The sequence below is a fragment of the Paenibacillus glacialis genome (assembly GCF_001637205.1).
GTDB lineage: Bacteria > Bacillota > Bacilli > Paenibacillales > Paenibacillaceae > Paenibacillus_AQ > Paenibacillus_AQ glacialis.
In genome coordinates this window covers 1-18,565 of record NZ_LVJH01000049.1, presented here as the reverse complement: position 1 = coordinate 18,565, position 18,565 = coordinate 1, and the positions used below count along the sequence as shown (strand labels likewise).

At 41.1% G+C, this 18,565-nt stretch carries 15 protein-coding genes and 1 pseudogene; 11 read left to right on the top strand and 5 right to left on the bottom strand.

Annotated features, from left to right (window positions below):
- Positions 1 to 57: 57 nt before the first annotated feature.
- A pseudogene (locus PGLA_RS20505) lies at positions 58 to 423 on the bottom strand (helix-turn-helix domain-containing protein); the annotation flags it as partial.
- Positions 424 to 739: 316 nt separating this feature from the next.
- On the opposite strand from PGLA_RS20505, the gene PGLA_RS20500 reads away from it, so the two are divergent.
- From PGLA_RS20500 to PGLA_RS20450, 11 genes are all read left to right on the top strand, one after another.
- Entirely contained in the window at positions 740 to 1,321 is a 582-nt protein-coding gene (locus PGLA_RS20500) for an RNA polymerase sigma factor (RefSeq protein WP_068536446.1), read from the top strand.
- Positions 1,293 to 2,495 (top strand): DUF4179 domain-containing protein, encoded by a 1,203-nt coding sequence (locus tag PGLA_RS20495; RefSeq protein WP_068536445.1) that lies wholly within the window; start codon positions 1,293 to 1,295, stop codon positions 2,493 to 2,495. The genes PGLA_RS20500 and PGLA_RS20495 overlap by 29 nt, the downstream gene beginning before the upstream one ends.
- Before the next feature lie 435 nt (positions 2,496 to 2,930).
- On the top strand, positions 2,931 to 3,845 hold the full coding sequence (locus PGLA_RS20490) for a metal ABC transporter solute-binding protein, Zn/Mn family (RefSeq protein ID WP_068536451.1): 915 nt from the start codon (positions 2,931 to 2,933) through the stop codon (positions 3,843 to 3,845).
- A gap of 6 nt (positions 3,846 to 3,851) precedes the next feature.
- Entirely contained in the window at positions 3,852 to 4,586 is a 735-nt protein-coding gene (locus PGLA_RS20485) for a metal ABC transporter ATP-binding protein (RefSeq protein WP_068536443.1), read from the top strand.
- Positions 4,583 to 5,497: a metal ABC transporter permease gene (locus tag PGLA_RS20480; protein ID WP_068536441.1), complete on the top strand. Its 915-nt coding sequence runs from the start codon at positions 4,583 to 4,585 to the stop codon at positions 5,495 to 5,497. The genes PGLA_RS20485 and PGLA_RS20480 overlap by 4 nt, the downstream gene beginning before the upstream one ends.
- 1 nt (position 5,498) lies before the next feature.
- A complete protein-coding gene (locus tag PGLA_RS20475; protein ID WP_068536439.1) occupies positions 5,499 to 6,368 on the top strand; it encodes a metal ABC transporter permease in 870 nt (289 codons plus the stop codon).
- 352 nt (positions 6,369 to 6,720) lie between these two features.
- Positions 6,721 to 7,233: a hypothetical protein gene (locus PGLA_RS20470; RefSeq protein ID WP_068536437.1), complete on the top strand. Its 513-nt coding sequence runs from the start codon at positions 6,721 to 6,723 to the stop codon at positions 7,231 to 7,233.
- Positions 7,234 to 7,398: 165 nt separating this feature from the next.
- Positions 7,399 to 8,817 (top strand): glycosyltransferase family protein, encoded by a 1,419-nt coding sequence (locus PGLA_RS20465; RefSeq protein WP_145939631.1) that lies wholly within the window; start codon positions 7,399 to 7,401, stop codon positions 8,815 to 8,817.
- Positions 8,818 to 8,847: 30 nt separating this feature from the next.
- Positions 8,848 to 10,083 (top strand): hypothetical protein, encoded by a 1,236-nt coding sequence (locus tag PGLA_RS20460; protein ID WP_068536433.1) that lies wholly within the window; start codon positions 8,848 to 8,850, stop codon positions 10,081 to 10,083.
- On the top strand, positions 10,073 to 10,807 hold the full coding sequence (locus PGLA_RS20455) for a glycosyltransferase (RefSeq protein ID WP_068536431.1): 735 nt from the start codon (positions 10,073 to 10,075) through the stop codon (positions 10,805 to 10,807). The genes PGLA_RS20460 and PGLA_RS20455 overlap by 11 nt, the downstream gene beginning before the upstream one ends.
- Positions 10,804 to 11,952 carry a glycosyltransferase family 4 protein gene (locus tag PGLA_RS20450; RefSeq protein ID WP_068536429.1) on the top strand — a complete coding sequence of 383 codons (1,149 nt, stop codon included), beginning with the start codon at positions 10,804 to 10,806 and terminating at the stop codon, positions 11,950 to 11,952. Before PGLA_RS20455 ends, PGLA_RS20450 begins: the two co-directional genes overlap by 4 nt.
- Here PGLA_RS20450 and PGLA_RS20445 read toward each other — a convergent pair.
- The 4 genes from PGLA_RS20445 to PGLA_RS20430 all read right to left on the bottom strand — a co-directional run.
- Positions 11,908 to 13,866 carry a glycosyltransferase gene (locus PGLA_RS20445; RefSeq protein ID WP_068536427.1) on the bottom strand — a complete coding sequence of 653 codons (1,959 nt, stop codon included), beginning with the start codon at positions 13,864 to 13,866 and terminating at the stop codon, positions 11,908 to 11,910. The genes PGLA_RS20450 and PGLA_RS20445 overlap by 45 nt on opposite strands.
- Positions 13,867 to 13,882: 16 nt before the next feature.
- On the bottom strand, positions 13,883 to 15,541 hold the full coding sequence (locus PGLA_RS20440; RefSeq protein ID WP_068536426.1) for a tetratricopeptide repeat-containing glycosyltransferase family 2 protein: 1,659 nt from the start codon (positions 15,539 to 15,541) through the stop codon (positions 13,883 to 13,885).
- A complete protein-coding gene (locus tag PGLA_RS20435; protein WP_068536424.1) occupies positions 15,534 to 17,564 on the bottom strand; it encodes a TPR domain-containing glycosyltransferase in 2,031 nt (676 codons plus the stop codon). The genes PGLA_RS20440 and PGLA_RS20435 overlap by 8 nt, the downstream gene beginning before the upstream one ends.
- Before the next feature lie 161 nt (positions 17,565 to 17,725).
- The coding region (locus tag PGLA_RS20430; protein ID WP_342671702.1) for a DUF6385 domain-containing protein at positions 17,726 to 18,565 on the bottom strand (840 nt) is incomplete at its 5' end.

The window sequence follows — 18,565 nt, the reverse complement described above, 5'->3', positions numbered from 1 at the left end:
CCGGGTTCCCAGAGTTGTCAGCTGAGTTCCAATCAGGCGCAGCACAGAGCCCTACCTGGCTGCAAGTCGCCCAGCGTACAACCAACGGTGGATTGGCTGGAACGCTATGAATTGCTTACCCTCAGTCCGTCGCTTCTCCGCAATCTGTTCAGGTGACCTAGTCAGCGCAAGCTTCTCATTCTAATCTTTTGCACTCTCTAAGTTATATTTACCGACAGGTACGCTGTACGCTCTTCGCTGATGATCACCCTGCTGAGCCGAACGGGCTACATACTCCTGATTGAAGCGACCACGTTTGATTTCACGCGCGATGGAAGCGTGATGCCGTCCAAGTTCTTTTGCAATGGCACGAGTCGACCATCTCATTTTCAATAGCAGTTCTAGTTTGCTGCGTTCAGTTATGCTAAAATGTGTGTAACCCATGTTGAGATTCTCCTTGTGTAATGGTTGTTGTGGTGACTCCATTTTACACGAATCTTCCATGGGATATTTTCATTTCAAACTGTCGCACTTCATATTACAATCCATCAAATACATAAACATGTTCCATATAAGAGCCTGCTTAGTAGTTTTGTTGTGTTTAGTCACTAAACAACACTACCGAAGCGAGGCTCTTTTCTTATATTTTTTTGGTATTGTAGCTTTTTATTTGTTAAGTTTACTTAATGGAAAATAAAAACATCTCATCTGTCACAAAACCCTATTATTTTTAGTTATATAGGCAGGAAGGAGGGGTTAAATGAATGAATCACGTAGTTCAGATGAGAACTTCGATATAGAAATAAAGACTGTGGTGGATAAGGTACAGGCAGGAGATAAGCAGGCGTATTCCTACATTATTCAAAGGTTCCAAAGACGGATATTTGTATACTGCTATTATCTCCTCAAGAGTCAAGAAGAGGCTGAAGATGCAGCACAGGATATATTTATAAAAGGGTTGGAGCATATCAATCGCTATTCGCATACAGTCTCATTGTCAGCGTGGCTGTATAAAATTGCACACAATCATTGCGTAGATTTAATTAAGAAAAGAAATAAAAATGATCAATCTTTAGTGGAGTACAAGGCGAACAGAGAGCAAGAACAAGATCACGGATATACGGAGATCATCCACGACTTGTTAGAACATCTAAATGTTGAAGAACGGCAAATTCTGTTGTTACGATCCCTTGAAGAGTACAGTTATGACGAGATCGCTGCCATTATGGATCTTAAACCGACAACGGTTCGGAAAAAGTATGAACGCCTTCGTAAAAAACTAATGAAGCCCATGAATAAGGGAGGGAAAGTCTATGAGCAACCGTTCAGAATTGGAGGATAAAGAGGTCGATTATTTGAAGAAGTTAATCCGAGAAACGCCTATGAGAGTGAATATAGTTAAACAGACGATGAAGCGGGTTGAAAGTAACGGCTTGAAAGACACAAGTGTTGATACGGTTGTACGGACAATGAAGCTAGTTGAAAGTAACAACTTGAGCGACAACACGCATCGGAGAAATGTACTCCGTAGAATAATGATAACTATGGCAACAGCAGTCGCGGTTGTTACCCTTGTCATGGGCACCAAATTTATTTCTCCAACAACGACTGCTTCCATACAACAGGGTTCAGTAATGGGTACAATCTTTAAGTATTCAAGTGACTATGGCTTGAAAAATGCGGATGAGAAGGGTCTTGTTACAACGCTTAATAGAAGTGTTACTCATGAGGGTTTTACATTGAAGGTGCCTGTTGTCGTATACGATGGTATCCGTGTAGCCATTGGGATTGAACGTCAGACTTCTGAACAGAAGTATCTAAAAGAAGATGTAGGAGGAAACATTAGTGACGTGAAAGTGTCGATTAACGGAAAGCCTCTCCAATCTTTGGACCCTTACGGTAAATCCTCTGATTTTTTTATAAATAATGGTATGTATATATATGATAATAACACATCCTATCTTCAAATTTCAGATATGCGTAACCAAGGAGGGAAGGCCTTCCCTGATAAATTCCAGTTGACGTTAACGATGACAGTGTCAGGAATTTTAGAGCCTTTTCAATTCAATATTCCGGTGGAGAACATGACCAAAGATATCGTAGATATTACGCCTTCTATAACTCGACAATATGAGACGATTAGTGTGACACTAAAAAAGGTTGAAATGACACTGATGACAACCAATATAACTACGCTTGTTAAGTTTCCAGAATCGATGAGTAAACACGAGTTACAACCTGATTTAGGGTTTGCTATTTATGATGATAAAGGTAATGAACTGAGAGCTGTTAGAAGTAATGTATGGTTTAGAAGCGGTGTTGGTAATGTTGATTTAATGGATTTCGGATATGAACCGTTTGTAACGATGCCTAAATCGATTACGATGAAGACATTTAAAAAAATTCGTAGTAAAGTCGATAAAAGTAAATTTATGCATGATGCGAATGGTGCAGAAATCAGGGTGTATTTCCCTGCATTAGAAATCACAATACCAATAAATCAAGTGAAGAAATAGCGCAATGGAAAGTGGATTCAGTTCAACACTAAAGAGAAGACTTTCGGTATAGATCCATGCCGAAGGTCTTCTTTTTATTTGAGAAATAATCTCGAATTATATAAAACAGGAAGATTGTTGTCCTTACGAAATATAGTTAACCATGTAAAAGATTATTAACAAAATAATCTCTGTATCCTTTTATAATAACAGCTATTTACGAACGGTAGGCGGTTTTCTGAATATAAATAAGTATGATTCCTGCAAAAACACTTGACAAAAAACACATTAGGAATTACTTTTGTGTAAGGAAATAAGTTTTGCGTTAAGGAAACAAATATGGTCGTGGTGAAATTATAAATCGTTAAATCGATTGAGACGATTCTACATACTAAAGAGAATATATAGGGGGAGAGAAGATTGCAGAGAAAAGTTTGGAAGCTGAAATTAGGGTTCATGATGATACTAGGTATGTCGCTTGCTCTTGTGTTATCGGCATGTGGTTCATCGGAGGACCATTTAGAAGAGAGTAATAAAATTAAAGTTGTTACTACAATTGGGCAGATCGCAGAACCTATGTCTATCATCGGAGGAGATCGCGTTCATGTAATAAGTCTAATGGGTCCTGGGGTGGATCCCCATCTATATAACGCTACGCAAGGGGATATTAAGAAGTTAGCAAGCGGGGACGTTATTTTTTACAGTGGACATCATCTTGAAGGGAAAATGGGAGAGATTTTCGAGCATATTGGCAAGACGAGGCCAGTTCTAGGGATTACGGAAGATGTTCCAAAGGAACAATTACTTAAAGATGTATCCGGAGCAATCGACCCACATATATGGTTTGACATTGACCTTTGGAAGCAAGGATTAGAAGCCGCAACAGAAGAACTAAAGAAATTCTCGCCAGAGGATGCAAGCTATTTCGAACACAATAAGAAAGTGTATTTTGCACAATTAGATGAACTAAAGATGGAGACACAAGCTAAATTGTCACAGATTTCAGAAGAAAAAAGGGTACTCGTTACAGCTCATGATGCGTTCGGATACTTGGGTCGGATGTATGACATGAAGGTAGTGGGACTTCAAGGGTTGAGTACCGAGGCTGAGATTGGCATATCTAACATTCAGACGACCATTGATCTGCTAGTTGATTATCAGATACCCGCTGTCTTTGTGGAAAGTAGTATCAACAAGAGCTCAATTACAGCAGTCATAGAAGGTGCTTTAAGCGCTGGGCTCAAGGTGGAATTAGGTGGGGAGTTGTTCTCAGACGCTATGGGAGCAAAGGGAACGACAGAAGGCACGTATATTGGAATGTACAAACACAATGTTGATGTAATTTATAATGCTCTAATAAAGAAAGGGTGAGTGACCATGGCTGTATTAACTGTAAATGATCTAACTGCTTCTTATCGGAAGAATAAAGTGCTGAATGATGTGTCTTTCAACGTACAACCAGGCTCGTTAACGAGCATTGTAGGTCCTAACGGAGCAGGTAAATCTACTTTATTGAAAGTGATGTTGGAATTGCATCCTAAACTTTCTGGCGATGTTTCGTTCTTCGGATCCACGCTTAATAAAATGAAGACGAGAGTAGGTTACGTTCCACAGCGGGGTTCTGTGGATTGGGATTTCCCAACAGATGCACTTGACGTTGTATTAATGGGATTGTATGGACGGGTTGGATGGTTGAAATGGCCGAAGCGCGAACATCGGGAGAAAGCGATGGATTCTCTTGAGAAAATGGGAATGGCCGACTATGCAGGACGCCAAATCAGTCAGTTGTCAGGTGGGCAGCAGCAACGTGTATTCTTAGCACGTGCCCTTGTACAAGAAGCTGATCTATATTTCATGGATGAGCCATTAGCTGGTGTTGATGCGGCTACGGAACAGGCGATCATGACGATTCTGAATGAATTAAGAATGAAGGGCAAAACCGTAATGGTTGTACATCATGACCTGCAAACGGTCGAGGATTATTTCGATCATGTGTTGTTGTTGAATCGAACGGTTGTAGCCCATGGCGTAACAAAAGATGTATTTACGAAGGACAATGTCTATCAAACGTATGGAGGAACACTCCGCTATATGATGGAGGCAACAACATGAATATATTATTGTCCCACAATGCACAATGGGTTATTGTTAGCACGTTAATTCTGGGAATGGCCTCAGGCATGATGGGGTGCCTTTCCTATTGGAAGCGGCAAAGTCTCATGAGCGATGCCTTATCACATGCCGCCCTCCCGGGTGTTGTTATAGGTTTTGCGCTGGTTGGTGTAAAGAGTTTACCGGTAATGATGTTAGGTGCGGCGATCAGTGCAATTATTGCTGCTCTCCTCATTCATTGGATCCGTTCTTCAACTCGAATTAAAGAGGATACAGCGATGGGGATCATTCTTTCTGTGTTCTTCGGTCTCGGGATTATGCTCCTAACCATGGTAAATAGAATGCCTGGTGGTAATCAGAGTGGATTAGATAGCTTTATTTTTGGTCAGGCGGCCTCGATGGTTCGTAAAGATGTGTACACGATGCTCATACTTGCAGTACTGGTGATGTTGGTCTTATTTATTGGATTTAAAGAGTGGAAAATATTTTTATTTGATCCAGATTTCGCGCGAGGACTCGGACTTTCAGGTCGATTGATGAACGGCATTTACTTAACAGTACTCGTACTCGTCATTATTACAGGAATTCAGGTCGTTGGCGTAATCCTCATGTCTGCCCTCCTTATTATTCCAGCAGTTAGTGCAAGGTACTGGACACAATCTTTTAAATGGATGGTTATCTTGTCTGGTCTATTTGGGGGTGGAGCTGGATTAGTAGGTACGATCATTAGTACGCTGGGTGAAGGTTGGCCAACTGGACCGTTTATTATCGTTACTTCATCTACACTGTTTGTCATCTCGCTTGTATTCGGTGCCCAGAAAGGGCTATTGATTCAAGCTTGGCAACTTCGCACACAGAGAAAAGTACATGTCTCTTCTTCACAATCTAATCTCACGCAAGGAGGAGAATAACATGTCGTATACTGCATGGATTTTACTCACTGCATCTCTTGTGGGACTGTCTTGTGGATTGATGGGTGTCTTTCTGATCCTTCGTCGGATGGCGATGATGGCGGATGCGATTAGTCATTCCGTGTTGATTGGTATCGTTAGCGCTTATCTTATTACACGTGAGCTGAGTGGTTGGCACATGATGGTAGGCGGAATCATTGCAGGTCTACTCACAGCAGTGCTGGTCCAATGGTTTAATTCACGTGGGGTGCAACAGGATGCCTCGATTGGTGTTGTGTTTACGACCCTTTTTGCCATCGGAGTCATTATGATTGCGACACAGGTTGGGAATGCACATCTTGATGTGAAACATGCACTTATGGGTGAAATTACCTTTGTACCTTGGGATCTCATCCAATTGTCATGGTTCGGTGCTATACCAGAGGCGACCTTAATTCTTATTATCGTGTTGATTATTGTTGTAATTGCAATTCTGGCCTTCTATAAAGAGTGGAAAATAACCTCATTTGATCCCATGCTTGCAGCTAGTATTGGAATTCCAGTGGCACTGATGCATTATCTGTTCATGTCACTCGTATCCATTACAACTGTTGCAGCCTTTGATGCTGTAGGAGCCATTATGGTTGTGGCCATGCTCATTACACCTGCGGCGGCAGCCTATTTATGGACAGATCGGCTATCTATAATGCTTATTCTGAGTGGAACATTCGGCGTTATATCTGCTATAGGTGGTTATTATATAGCGGTATTTCTAGATACCTCTATTTCAGGATCAATGGCTTTTGCAACGGGTATTGTTTTTATGATTAGTTTCTTATGTTCACCCAAACATGGGGTTCTTGCACAGCACTTTCGAACTGTTAAAATGTAACGTAAACCTTAGGTCAAGTGGAACAGGATTGATAATCCGTCATGTTGATTTGTTATACATGAGAATACGATAGCCCTCCGCAGTATGGAGGGCCATCTTTTCGTAGAGAGAGCTATCCGTCCTTAAGGGATGGTGTAGCCGTTTTTTCTTGGTTGAATCACAGAACATTCACAAAAGTACAAAATTTAAATTTTGTTGTAACTTTATTGCAACGTTTTGCCATTATGAATCGTCTATAGTTATGTAAGAGTCATTCATGGGAATATGAAGTGATTGAATAACTTTTCACAGGTAAATGTATAGTATGAAGTTGAATGTTGCGTAACGATTACGTAATTAAAGGAGAATTTCCATGAGAAAAAAATCGGCTCTAATTATGACGGTTATGATGGTTGTACTTTTAACGTTTATCACATCAGCTAGTGCAGTTGGGTATGAGCCAGTGCAAGTTAGTGAGGAAACAGTCACGGCTTATATTTCAAAGCTTGAACATAAAGAAGGTCAGCTATTTATTCAATCAGATGATATTCAATGGTATGAGGGTGAAGCTGCTAACAAGATTTTTTTGGAGCGTGAACAAGATACGGGTGACTTAGACGGTCCTCCAGATGGGTACTACATCATCAATGACAATGAAGAATTAACAACTTATAAAGTGTCCGACAACGTCGAAGTACTGATGCAAATTTATGATCGTGATGGTACGTACGAAGGAATGGATATCAACTGGAATGAACCTATCTCTCTAGATAAGTTTCAAACGCTATTCTCGAATACCGATATGATGGATATCAGTCAGTTCCCATATCATTTGACGATACAAGATGGCGTAATCATCCGAATTGTTCAACAATTCATTCCATAATATAGTTCTGGACAAACAAAAGACTGAACCTGGTGAAATTCATCGGTTCAGTCTTTTGTTGTATTCACAGCCTATTAGGACAAGAATATGGATAATTATGGGATATGAATTGAGAGCGATCATACAATAAATATAGAATAGTATGACGATGGGGCGTGACGGATCATGTCTAATTTGGATAACATCGAAATAAATACGGAGACACTTTCGAAGAGGTTCGCACATTTGGATCAACAAGGGCTCATTAATTTTCCAAGTATAGATAAGGTGACGATCATCTTGGAAATGACGGATCCAGCATGGGCGGTTCCTAGTATACAGCTTCTACTGCTTCATTCAGAACATCCGATTCGAATTATTGCGCTCCCCGGAAGCTTGGAATTCCCTCCTATACAGCAATATTTTGAAAAGGAGGCGCCCATTGAGTTCTGGTCCTACGAGGCAGGAATAGATCCAGTGAATCAAGCACTTGGAACTATTGAAACAACTTTTGCTGTTCTTATGGAAGATCGTATTATGGTTACACCAAGGTGGTTGTCAAGTTTGATCTGGCCATGCTTGGATGAAGAGCGTGTGATGGTCGTGTCCCCAATGTCACCTTCTGAACAATTAGATGGGAAGCTTAATTTGTGGTTCCAATCTCATGCTGATCTCGTGAGTTATGCAGAAGATCACCACCCGAGAAATCAAGGGTTGTGGCGCCAAGTGCCGGTACTCACTGGATCTTGTCTATTGTTTCGTAAGGAGCTAATTAATGAATTAGGAGGTTTCGATCCACTCCTTCGTTCACGTGAATTGAAAGTTGTGGATTGGTGTCTGAGAGCTCGTATGCTTAACGGGCAGTTAGCGTTGTGTGAAGATGTGTATGTGCAGGCGCTCCATTCGCTTGAACCTAGACGAGGAGAGAAGATTCTCTCTGACGAATGGAATGTATTTTGTTCGAAATGGGGAGTGGAGAGGAATTCTTATCCTTTGAAGTACTTATCTGAACTGAATATTTCTGAGTGTTCAATGGAACCTTTCATATCGCTTATTTATGATCCGTATTATATAACAGTGATTGTGCTAGTGAGTGAGGTATTCCCTAACAGATTAGAATCGTGGTATCAAATAAACCTTGAACAGACGTATAGCCGAATTCAATGGATTGGCGTTCTACTAGGCACGCATCAGGAACAACCTCTTAGTGATTCAGAAATGTGGGGTAAGTTAGACGCCTTGATAAAGGTACGTGAAGTAGAACAATGGCATGAGGCGCTGGAAGCGGCACTCATATTAGTTAAAGGAGAAGCCATCATCTTCATAAACTCATCTCGTGCTTACGAATCGGACTATGTAACACGGGTAGTAGACTTTATGTACCGTGAATCCGCTGATGTTGTTGTCAATACAGGAAAGGGTATTCCGAACTTACATGCCCAGGTTCATATTCCCCAAGAGCCATTACCCGTCCCTCTTTCTCTAACAGCACATCGCTGCATAGAAGATGTTGGATCTTACGTGAAGTCAATAGAAGAGTTTTATTTCATCCCTCGTTCTTCACTACGAGCGGTATATTGGACAAAAGGAATGGAGGATGAATAGTAGGAATTTCCAACGAATGGGAGGTTCGGCATGAAATATATGATATTTTGTCACAATGGTTGGGGTGATTTCTCTTACAAAAGAATGCTGAAACTGTTGCCTGACCGGGAGGAGGTTCTTGTTGTTGGAGACGTGATGGCGCAGGATGAACTGGATTATGGCGTGGATTCAGTATCTTTAACCAACATGCTATCACTGGATCTAACGGAATATTCCGTCATTGTGTGTTCTCCCTATTGGTTGCAGACTGTCATCCCGCTACAACCCAGGTATATGATTGCGCTTCTAGAAAGGTGTCCAAATGATCAAGATGCTGAAATGTGGAATAAATATAGTGAACTTCTAGCAGCACAAGCAGATATCGTCGGAACGGCCTCGGAGAGGATATATTTGGAGCAGTGTCTTCGCCGAGAGGGCATATTCTTGTTAAGTGGTGAAAGCCCCCTTACCTATGGCGCGGTAAGCTATAGGCAAGATACGTTATTTCTAAACGATTATGAGTCGATCTGGTTCGAGGCCTTATCGTGTTTGAATAAGGGAGAACGACTCGAACAGTGGGTTTGCGTGCAATGGGGAATAAGGTGCAAATATTACGTTGATTTGGTTACGGAGTATCCCAACCATGCAACGATAAGTTATATGGCTGCAACATATCTGTATTTATTAGGGAGAAGTCCAGAAGCGGTTCATTATTTAGTCAATTCATTTGAACAGATGGTACTTCATGATTATTTAGACTGCTTACACTCTCATTATCGATTCTTCTCCAGTATGGCTGCACAGACAGGGGAGCTTGTAAAGGCAATCAACATATACGCCGTTTCAGTATATTCTGAAGAAGATCGCTTGAAGGTGAATGAGCTGTGGAATTGGTTAGAACATGGGAAAGTCGATTTGGTAAAAGCTGAAATATTTAGATTGAATGAAGACTATGCATCTGCCATTCGGACGTTAACGCCGTTAAATACGTCAGAATCGAAATCGTTATTACGGAACAATTATGTGCAGACCTTTTGTTATGAGGATGTTCTGAGATTGACAGAAGAATCTTCATTAAGTCATGAGGAGGATGGTGGAATCAGTTTTGTCGATAACCAGTTGATCCAAGGAACGGTTCATATGCTACATAACAGGCATTATGAAGCCGTTACCGCCATCCTTACAGCAACGACTGTGGAGCTGAGCGCCTTACAATGGCTATCTGAAATGTCTTCTTATGAAGAGTCAGCAGAGCGAATGTTAAGGAGTACAGCCTATGAACAATAATCCAATTCGTAAGACAACGGGTAATCGACTAACGGCCATGATGCAAGTTCGCAATGAGTCGAAGCGCTATCTAGCATCTGTGTTACACGATTTAAGTGAGTTTGTTGATGAAATTGTCATTATAGACGATGCAAGTACCGATGGAACGTTTGAATTGTGTCAGTCTTTTGCCAAGGTGACAAGACTAATAAAGTTGGATAAGTCTGAATTTAACCACGAGTGGCAATTAAGACAAAGGCTGTGGGATTTGGCAGTGTCTACAGATCCTGATTGGCTATTAGCTGTAGATGCAGATGAATTTTACGAAGAACGTGCCAAGGTACACATGAGAGAACTGATTAATCAGGACCAATATGATTGGGTAGGGTTTCGTGTCTTTGATTTCTGGGGAGGGTTAACTCATTACCGGGAGGATGAGTTTTGGCGAATTCATGAGAGGCACACGCGATTACTAGTACGATATTTACCGGATTTCTATTATTTTTATCCGAGAATGGATCATCACGTCCCGAGACTTCCACTTTCTTATGCTGTATTACCTGGATTTCTAGCGGAACTGAAGGTGAAGCATTATGGATGGGCTGTTTCCAAAGAGGAGCTATATGAGAAATATGTACGCTACATGTCTAACGATCCTAATGGAGAATGGGGCAGTCTTGAACAGTACCAATCAATTCTCGATGAGCATCCAACATTGATCGAATGGAAAGAGGATCCCTTATGAAAGAGATCAGTATACTCACATCTCATTTGTTTAATTTGAATAGTGACAGCCCATATGTCATCCCAGGTGGGGGGCTAGAGCGGTACATATGGGAATTATGCGAGACGATTCAAGAAATGGGAATGAAGGTAATCGTTCATCAACTAACTTCCATAGGCTCTTTTCATAAGAAAATAGGAAATATAGAGATTATAGGACATCGAGTACAAGAACAAGAGACGGTCGATAAGCTAGTGCAATTATCAGAAGCGGTTGACGGACTTCTTATTTATGTTGGTATAGAAAAGTTGGGACATTCATTTCCATACCAACGCGGAAGTATTGGAATTAGTTATAGTGTATTAACGGATCAGATCAGTGTTGCCGAATGTTCATTCATTGAGGAGCGTAGAGACTCTACTTATAATCGTTTGCAGCAAGTTATAGCGCTTAATTCATTTTCACTCGGACGCATTCGTAGTTATAACCGTGCAAATGAGCTTCGTCAAGGTATCGTTATTCGTCAGAGTGTGGATACAATGAAATTCAAACCAGTTCTACATTGGTCTGAACCAAAAAATTGTTTACGGATTGTATTTCCAAGGTTACTGGATCAGGGAAGGGAGATCGTTAACACACTTCTTATGATTGATCGAATTTTACAGGCCTATCCTGAAGTGATTGTTGAATTTGCGAATGACTCTGAAGAAGAGAACGAGTATACCTATGCCTTTAGACTCTGGTTGAAGGATCATCCGCATAAAGATCGCTTGGTGTATGAAAAGTACGTTTTTCGTAAAATGGATGAAGCTTATCGGAAGGCTGCTATCGTCGTTATTCCTTCTTTTTTTAAGGAGGGGAGCGCATATTCCTGCCTTGAAGCGATGAGTTGTGGTATTCCAGTGATTGCTGGTAATCGTGGTGGAATGAATGAATTCTTGGTGGATGGTTATAACGGTTTATTAGTCGATCCGTTCGAAGATCCTTTGTTTATAGGAATCTGTAGATTGTTAGATCATTCTGATGAACGAAGATATTTGGGATCTAATGCACGGAGAATGGTTAGTGCCTTTGATAAGAAAGTGTGGAAGTGGCAATGGAAGAAGTTATTTCAAGGTATGTTAGATGTCGATATAGGATCGAAAGAGAAGAGGCCAGCAGATTGAGCCTTTCGGAATATGAGAAGAGTCCAATGGATCGATATGTTGAAGTTTATAGTAAGCGAGAGCTACAAGAGGAATCGATTCACCCGAGAGACGTAAAGCATCCTCTATTCTCCCATTCATTTCAGAGGTTTCCCCACAGGCTTGTGCAATAGAAGCATAGTATAACCATTCGGATGTCTCATAGGATATTCGGGTCTCTTCATCGGTCTGAACGTTATTTGATTGATGACTTTGTTGAGAGAAGATTTGACACCATTGTTGCTGGACAGCAAGAGGGGATTGAAGTAAACCTGCAAGTGTGGATTGAGGAAGTATGGACCAGCGAATATCAGGACTTGAATTTCGGAATAAGGTCAGTAAAGTGTTCCAAGAACCAGTCTGGATTAATAATTGTATACAGTATTCAAGTGTCTGTTGGTTTAGAGGATATTCGAAATGGTCTTCCAGTCGTAGCTGTAAGGTAATCATTTCTGATTTGAGATGAATTAACTCATTCATCCAGTGGATCGCTGCTTGAGGGCCTTCCGATTCGTACGTTATTGCCCACAGATAGGAGAGAATCATTGGATGATTAGGAAAGGTGAGAAGCAGTTCTTCTAGCCTCTTACAACATTCTTGATGGTTACCGTGCTGTTGAATTAGTAATGTATCTATAATGGTTGCTGGTTCTGTTGGAAGGTATGATCTCAGCTGAGCAATCCATGGAGCAGATCTGCTGTTTAGTGCGGAGGGAGTTAGGAACATTAGGATATCAGGGTTTAGCGATTTATGATATTTGGCTGTTATGAGTAACAGACGAGGGAATTGGTTAGATAACAGACATAAGGGAACGATGCTCTTCCAAGTCGGGACATAATTAGAGCGGAATTCAAGTGATTGTTCATAGTGGCTCAATGCTTCTTCAAATAGGAGCATCTGTTCACATACCTTTCCAGCTATCCAATGAGTCCGATAGGTACCGCTACCAGATGATGAACTATATTGGATAGAAACGTCACCGACGGATAGTGCCTTTTGAAGATATTCATAGGATTGAGAAAAACGACCCTGTTCGGCTAAAAGGAGCGCATAAGTTTCAAGTAAATCCGTGAAATCGGGGTATAATCTGGCACCCTCTAAGAGGATGTGCTCTGATTGTTCAAGCTGCTTACACATTTGCAAAGCATAAGCAGATTTTAAATATATGTCAGATGTAAAACCTGTGTGTGGAGGGAGTTGCTGTAATAAAGGGAGCAAGACCTTCACTGCTTCTTCATAATTACCTAATTGATAATACTCAGTGCCTAATGCATAGAGTAGGGGAAGATGATCGGGCTGCTGTTGTAAACTATGTTGGATGATCGATAAATTACGGTTTCCTTTATCTTTACGATCAAGTTCATGCTGTAAATAGCCAAAGTGTTTAATGCGTAATTGTGAATTTGTAATGTTAGCATCAGGAATTTCCCAGATACTTGGAGCTACGCTCTCATGAATACGATCACAGTATGTGATGCGTTTATCATTTCTAAATAATCTACACACAGAATCAGTAACATAATTGTGATCTAATATCTCACCTACATAGCTTCTCAAAGATATAAAGTACCCATAGTTATTGTCATGGGTGTTAAGCAAAGTACTCAACTCTTCTAGTTGCCAGTTATCTGTTTGCTCATCAGCATCTAACACCAGAATCCATGGACAAGACGCCTGTTTAAGTACGATATTTCTTACTTTAGAGAAATCATCTTCCCAAGGAATATGCATGACTTGCGCTCCGAACTTGCGCGCAATGCTAACACTCTCATCATCTGAGCCCGTGTCAGCGATTATAATTTCAGATACGAGATGATGAATAGAAGCTAAGCATCGCTCTAAATGAAGTTCTTCATCTTTCATAATCATACATAGGGAAATATCTAACTTTGGCATGTGAGGAGATCTCCTTCTACTTGCTTCGTGGTAAGGGTAACAGGAGTCGCACGCGGTGGATGGCTGAAAAGTGTGGGGAGGTTGGCTCAGTTCGGCTAAGTAGAGTGTCCGCAAGAGCTGTCCAAGTACAACCGAGATGATAAGCTTCATTTATAACGGACTCAGAGATTTGCATAGGGTCGAAGATTCCATCTTGGATTTCTTCCGTAGAATGCGATTGAACAGGAGTTGTACGTGTTTCATTCTGATAGCGAAGTTCCCATTGTCGAAGAAGGTCAAAGGCTTTAGCTTCTTGCCCAAATTGATAAGCATACGGAATTCCTAGGGCAAGTACTTCCTGATTAATATCTGAAATGTGAAGTTGGTTAGAAGATATCAGACTTCGCCATGAGGCATTGAATTCATCGGTCTTCTCCAATTGTGAGGCGAGTGTCTCGGCTGCTTGATAGGAACCATCTAATGCTAACCATTGGATGATCTTTCTCCGCATCTTCGGATTCTGAACTTGGACTGAAAGGTGATTATTTAAAAATTCAGGAATATCTTGTTCCTGATCTAAACATTTAAGAACTCGGAATATTCGGTTCGATGTCTGCACCCAGTCTCGTTGAAATAATGCACTTTTCGTATACCATGATATTGCTTCTGTATCATGACCTATTTCTTCAGCTATTTGTCCAAGCATATTGCAAGATAGATAGGTTCCAAGGCCGGTTTCTGTATGATAGTGAGTGGGAGCGGGACCCAATTCAACGGCTTGTATTAGAACTGATTTAGCTTTATGAAGTTTACGATTAGCAAATAAAATAGCCCCTTTAAGGTGAAATAGATCAGTATAATCAGGAAATAGGATAATCGCATGGTTACAACATCTCAGTGCTTCATCTACTTTACCTAGGGCATATTGGCATCGGATTTCATATTTATGCAGTAAGTGATCATAACTAGTATCAGACACAACAAGTTCCATGGACTTGTGGATATGAATCAATGCGTTCTGATATTCGCCTAGTCGTATGCATTCAACGGCCATATTGAAATGTTGAAAAGGGTCATTAGGTGATCGGAGAAGTTCTTTCGCAAGTAATGTTACATTTCTTTGTATTTTATCTTTCTCGATCACTGTTTGATCTGCATATCCATAATGGTGAATGATGATTGTTGAGAGGTGCAGTGCAGCGTTCGGATGATATTCGGTAATGGCAGGCGCAATTTGTTCATGAATAATGCCACGAAAGAGATGCTCAGGTCGATTTCGAAACATTCTTAGAATAGGATTAACTGTCGCGGTCGGGGTTGATTTGTCTTTTCCGATATGGTTATGAATTCGTACGAAAAACCCCTCATATTCCACATGTTTAGCACACAGTTTTAATTCTTCTTTGCTGTCATGATCCAATTCCTCATCCGCATCTAAGATAAGAATCCATGTTCCTTTCGCCTGAGCAATCCCTATATTACGAGCGGCTGCAAAGTCTGAATTCCAAAGAAATGTGATAACCTTTGCTCCGTAATGATTAGCGATTTGGATTGTAGAATCCGTAGAACCGGTATCCACCACGATAATCTCGTCAACAACCTCTTGAACACTTTCAAGACAGTTGGCTAAATGCTCAGCCTCATTCTTTACAATCATGCAAAGGGATATAACAGGATTATGATTGGGTTTATTCATGGCGGATTTCCTGTGTCTTTGCAGAGGGACATCTTGTGGTATGCCATCCTGTACGATTCAATAAAAGAATAGCCGATTGAATTGAGCGAAGATCTTCTTGTAGAGGACTGATAAGTTGGTTATCAGCTAAACTGAGTGCTTCTAAGATATATGACTCTGCGAGATGAAGGTAACAGACGGATACTGCGGTTATTATTTTCTCATCTTTAGAATTGTTCTGAAGAAGCTGTTCGAACAATTCAGCAGCCTGGGAATAATGGCCCTTATCAACGAGAATTTCACCTAAGTAAATTCTAGCTTCATAATCAAGTAGATCTTGTTGTAGCAAAGATAGTAGCATATCCGCGGCTGTCATCGTATCTCCATATAAATATAGTGTTTTGGCATAGGTAAGCTTACCTTCTGGGAAATGCTCGATGAGACGTTGGGCTATTTCTGGTTGGTATAATGACACCGCTTGACGAACGAGATGCATTACAAGATCTAATATATCTTTTGGGTAATCATGGTCGGTCGTGTCCGAAGGTATCTGTAATAATTGGTCCACAAACTCATATCTTTTGCACATAGGTAGGGACATTTTTGAGTATAAGCTATCTTGAAGTTCGCCCAGGTCTTGTTGCCATTGACAAATTGACCACATATGACAAGCGGCAGTTAGTTCATCATAGGAAAGCCGGGAGACATGTTGGTTGAAAAGATTAGATGCATCATCGAAGTGAGAGATTGTTATTAGTGCCGCGCATACGGCTAATAGGATGCTTGGTTCAGAGACATAAGATGGCTGCGAGTAACTAGCAATAGACTCGTGAGCTTGTATTTCGTTCAGTGCTTCTATTATTGGGATGTGATCTTCCGTTGTAATGGGATGTACGATTTGTTGTAGTAAAGTATGGATGTCATCATTTGGCACGTCTAGATGTTGAAAGCTTGAAGCAATACCTTTTAGTGCAGGGATATTTATTGAATTGAATTGAAGTGATTGATGAAATAGACGGGCCGCATCTGCCATTCTTCCTAATTGATGTGCGATCATTCCCATATGACATAGTGGAAGATAATTTGCCACGCCCATTTCGGTGATGTAGAGCGGGTTCTGTGTGCCGATCGTACAAGAAACCGCGTTCTGATAAGCATCGTATGCTCTTTCAAGTAAACCCTGTCGTTCTAAAGATTGACCAAGTAAGAAATGAAGGTCGGGATAATCTGAGTATCGTTCCAATTCGTGAATTAAGAGAATATCCATTTGTTTCGTTAGGTTCTGTTCGTAATAAATTTTACATAGATCTCGGATTAAATTAGCACGGTAAGACTGATTATTGGGTCCAAGGGATAAGCTTTGTTCTAGGTAAGCTTGTGCTAGTTCTAATTGACCTGCTTGGCAGTAGGTAACTCCCATATTATATAAAAGAAAAGGATCATCTGGCGTTTCCTCTAAAGATATCCGAAGTAATGCTTCATTGCGTGCTACTTTGTTCTTGTTGTGTAGGAACTTTGGCAAATAACCAAAGTGTGTGATCTGAATATCTGAGGAAAATATGGCTGAGTGTCCGTGTTTCTCAATGATCGAAGGTTCGACTTGCTCATGAATGATTCCTCGAAATTCATAGTCTCCATCTCTTCGAAATAGTCTGAGCGCTTGATGTATAACACGATTCTCAGGTTGGCTGCTCACTAAATTATCAATTGTAACCGTTAAGGCTTGAATATGAGATTCGATGGATGTTAGCTGTTCTTTGACGATGTGCAGCGGGGTTAAAAGACGTTCGTCCGCATCTATTACCAGAATCCATTTCGTATTCGCGTGGCGTAATGCTTCATTACGAGGCTTGGAGAAATCATCTTCCCAATCGATGGTTATTACATGTGCTCCATAAGAGCGAGCAATGTTAACGGAAGAATCCTTCGAGCCGGTATCGACAACGATGATTTCATCTGCATGTTGTACACTTTCCAGACATTGTGGTAATAATTCTGCTTCATCTCTTATGATGATGTGAACTCCAATAGAATGTTCATTCATGGGTGTGCCTCCTCACGCAGTACGGTTATGCTAGGATCAACTTCTGCGAGATATGTTAGTTATATTGGAAAAGGGATTATACATTCATGTTGCACGAATAAAGAGTACATGGAAGACCATGTACTCAGAAGGTTCGTGACATCATATGAAATTAGCAGAAATTAGGTTCCTTGTGCGTTGAAAATAACGTTAATGGTCGAGGTGGTTGCTGGGTTCGCTGAAACATATGACACGCGAGTATATTTCAAGAAGCGGGATGGGACGAGTACATCGATGGCACCTGCTGCTAGTGGGTTATCACCATTGGTATCAACGTAATAATTGGTACCGTCTGCGCTAATTTCAAGCTGTGTATTAACGGGGTTTGCGCCGGTATTCCGTATGAAGAACGAATATGTGCCTAGCACACTTGTGGTGACAGCTGGTAAAGAGGTAAGAACGTTAGTTGTTGCAATACCTAGAGTAGATTGTTCAATAAAGCTTCGTTGTGAAATGGAAGTTACGCTGCTTAACGTACCGGCAGTAATGGTTGTGCCGAGCACACTGGTGATAGTCCCGTTTAGTATATTGGTAACCGTACCCGCGGAAGATAAAGTACCTGCGGTAATAGTAGCCCCAAGCACACTGGTGATAGTCCCGTTCAAGATGTTAGTAATCGTACCAGCAGAAGATAAAGTACCTGCGGTAATGGTAGCACCCAGTACGCTAGTGATGGTCCCGTTCAAGATATTCGTAACGGTACCCGCGGAAGATAAAGTACCGGCAGTAATGGTAGCACCAAGTACGCTAGTAATGGTCCCGTTCAAGATGTTGGTAACCGTACCCGCAGAAGATAAAGTACCTGCAGTAATAGTAGCACCTAATACGCTAGCGATAGTCCCGTTCAAGATGTTGGTAACGGTACCCGCGGAAGATAAAGTACCAGCAGTAATGGTAGCACCAAGTACGCTAGTAATGGTCCCGTTTAAGATGTTAGTAATCGGATGCGACGAAGATGACGT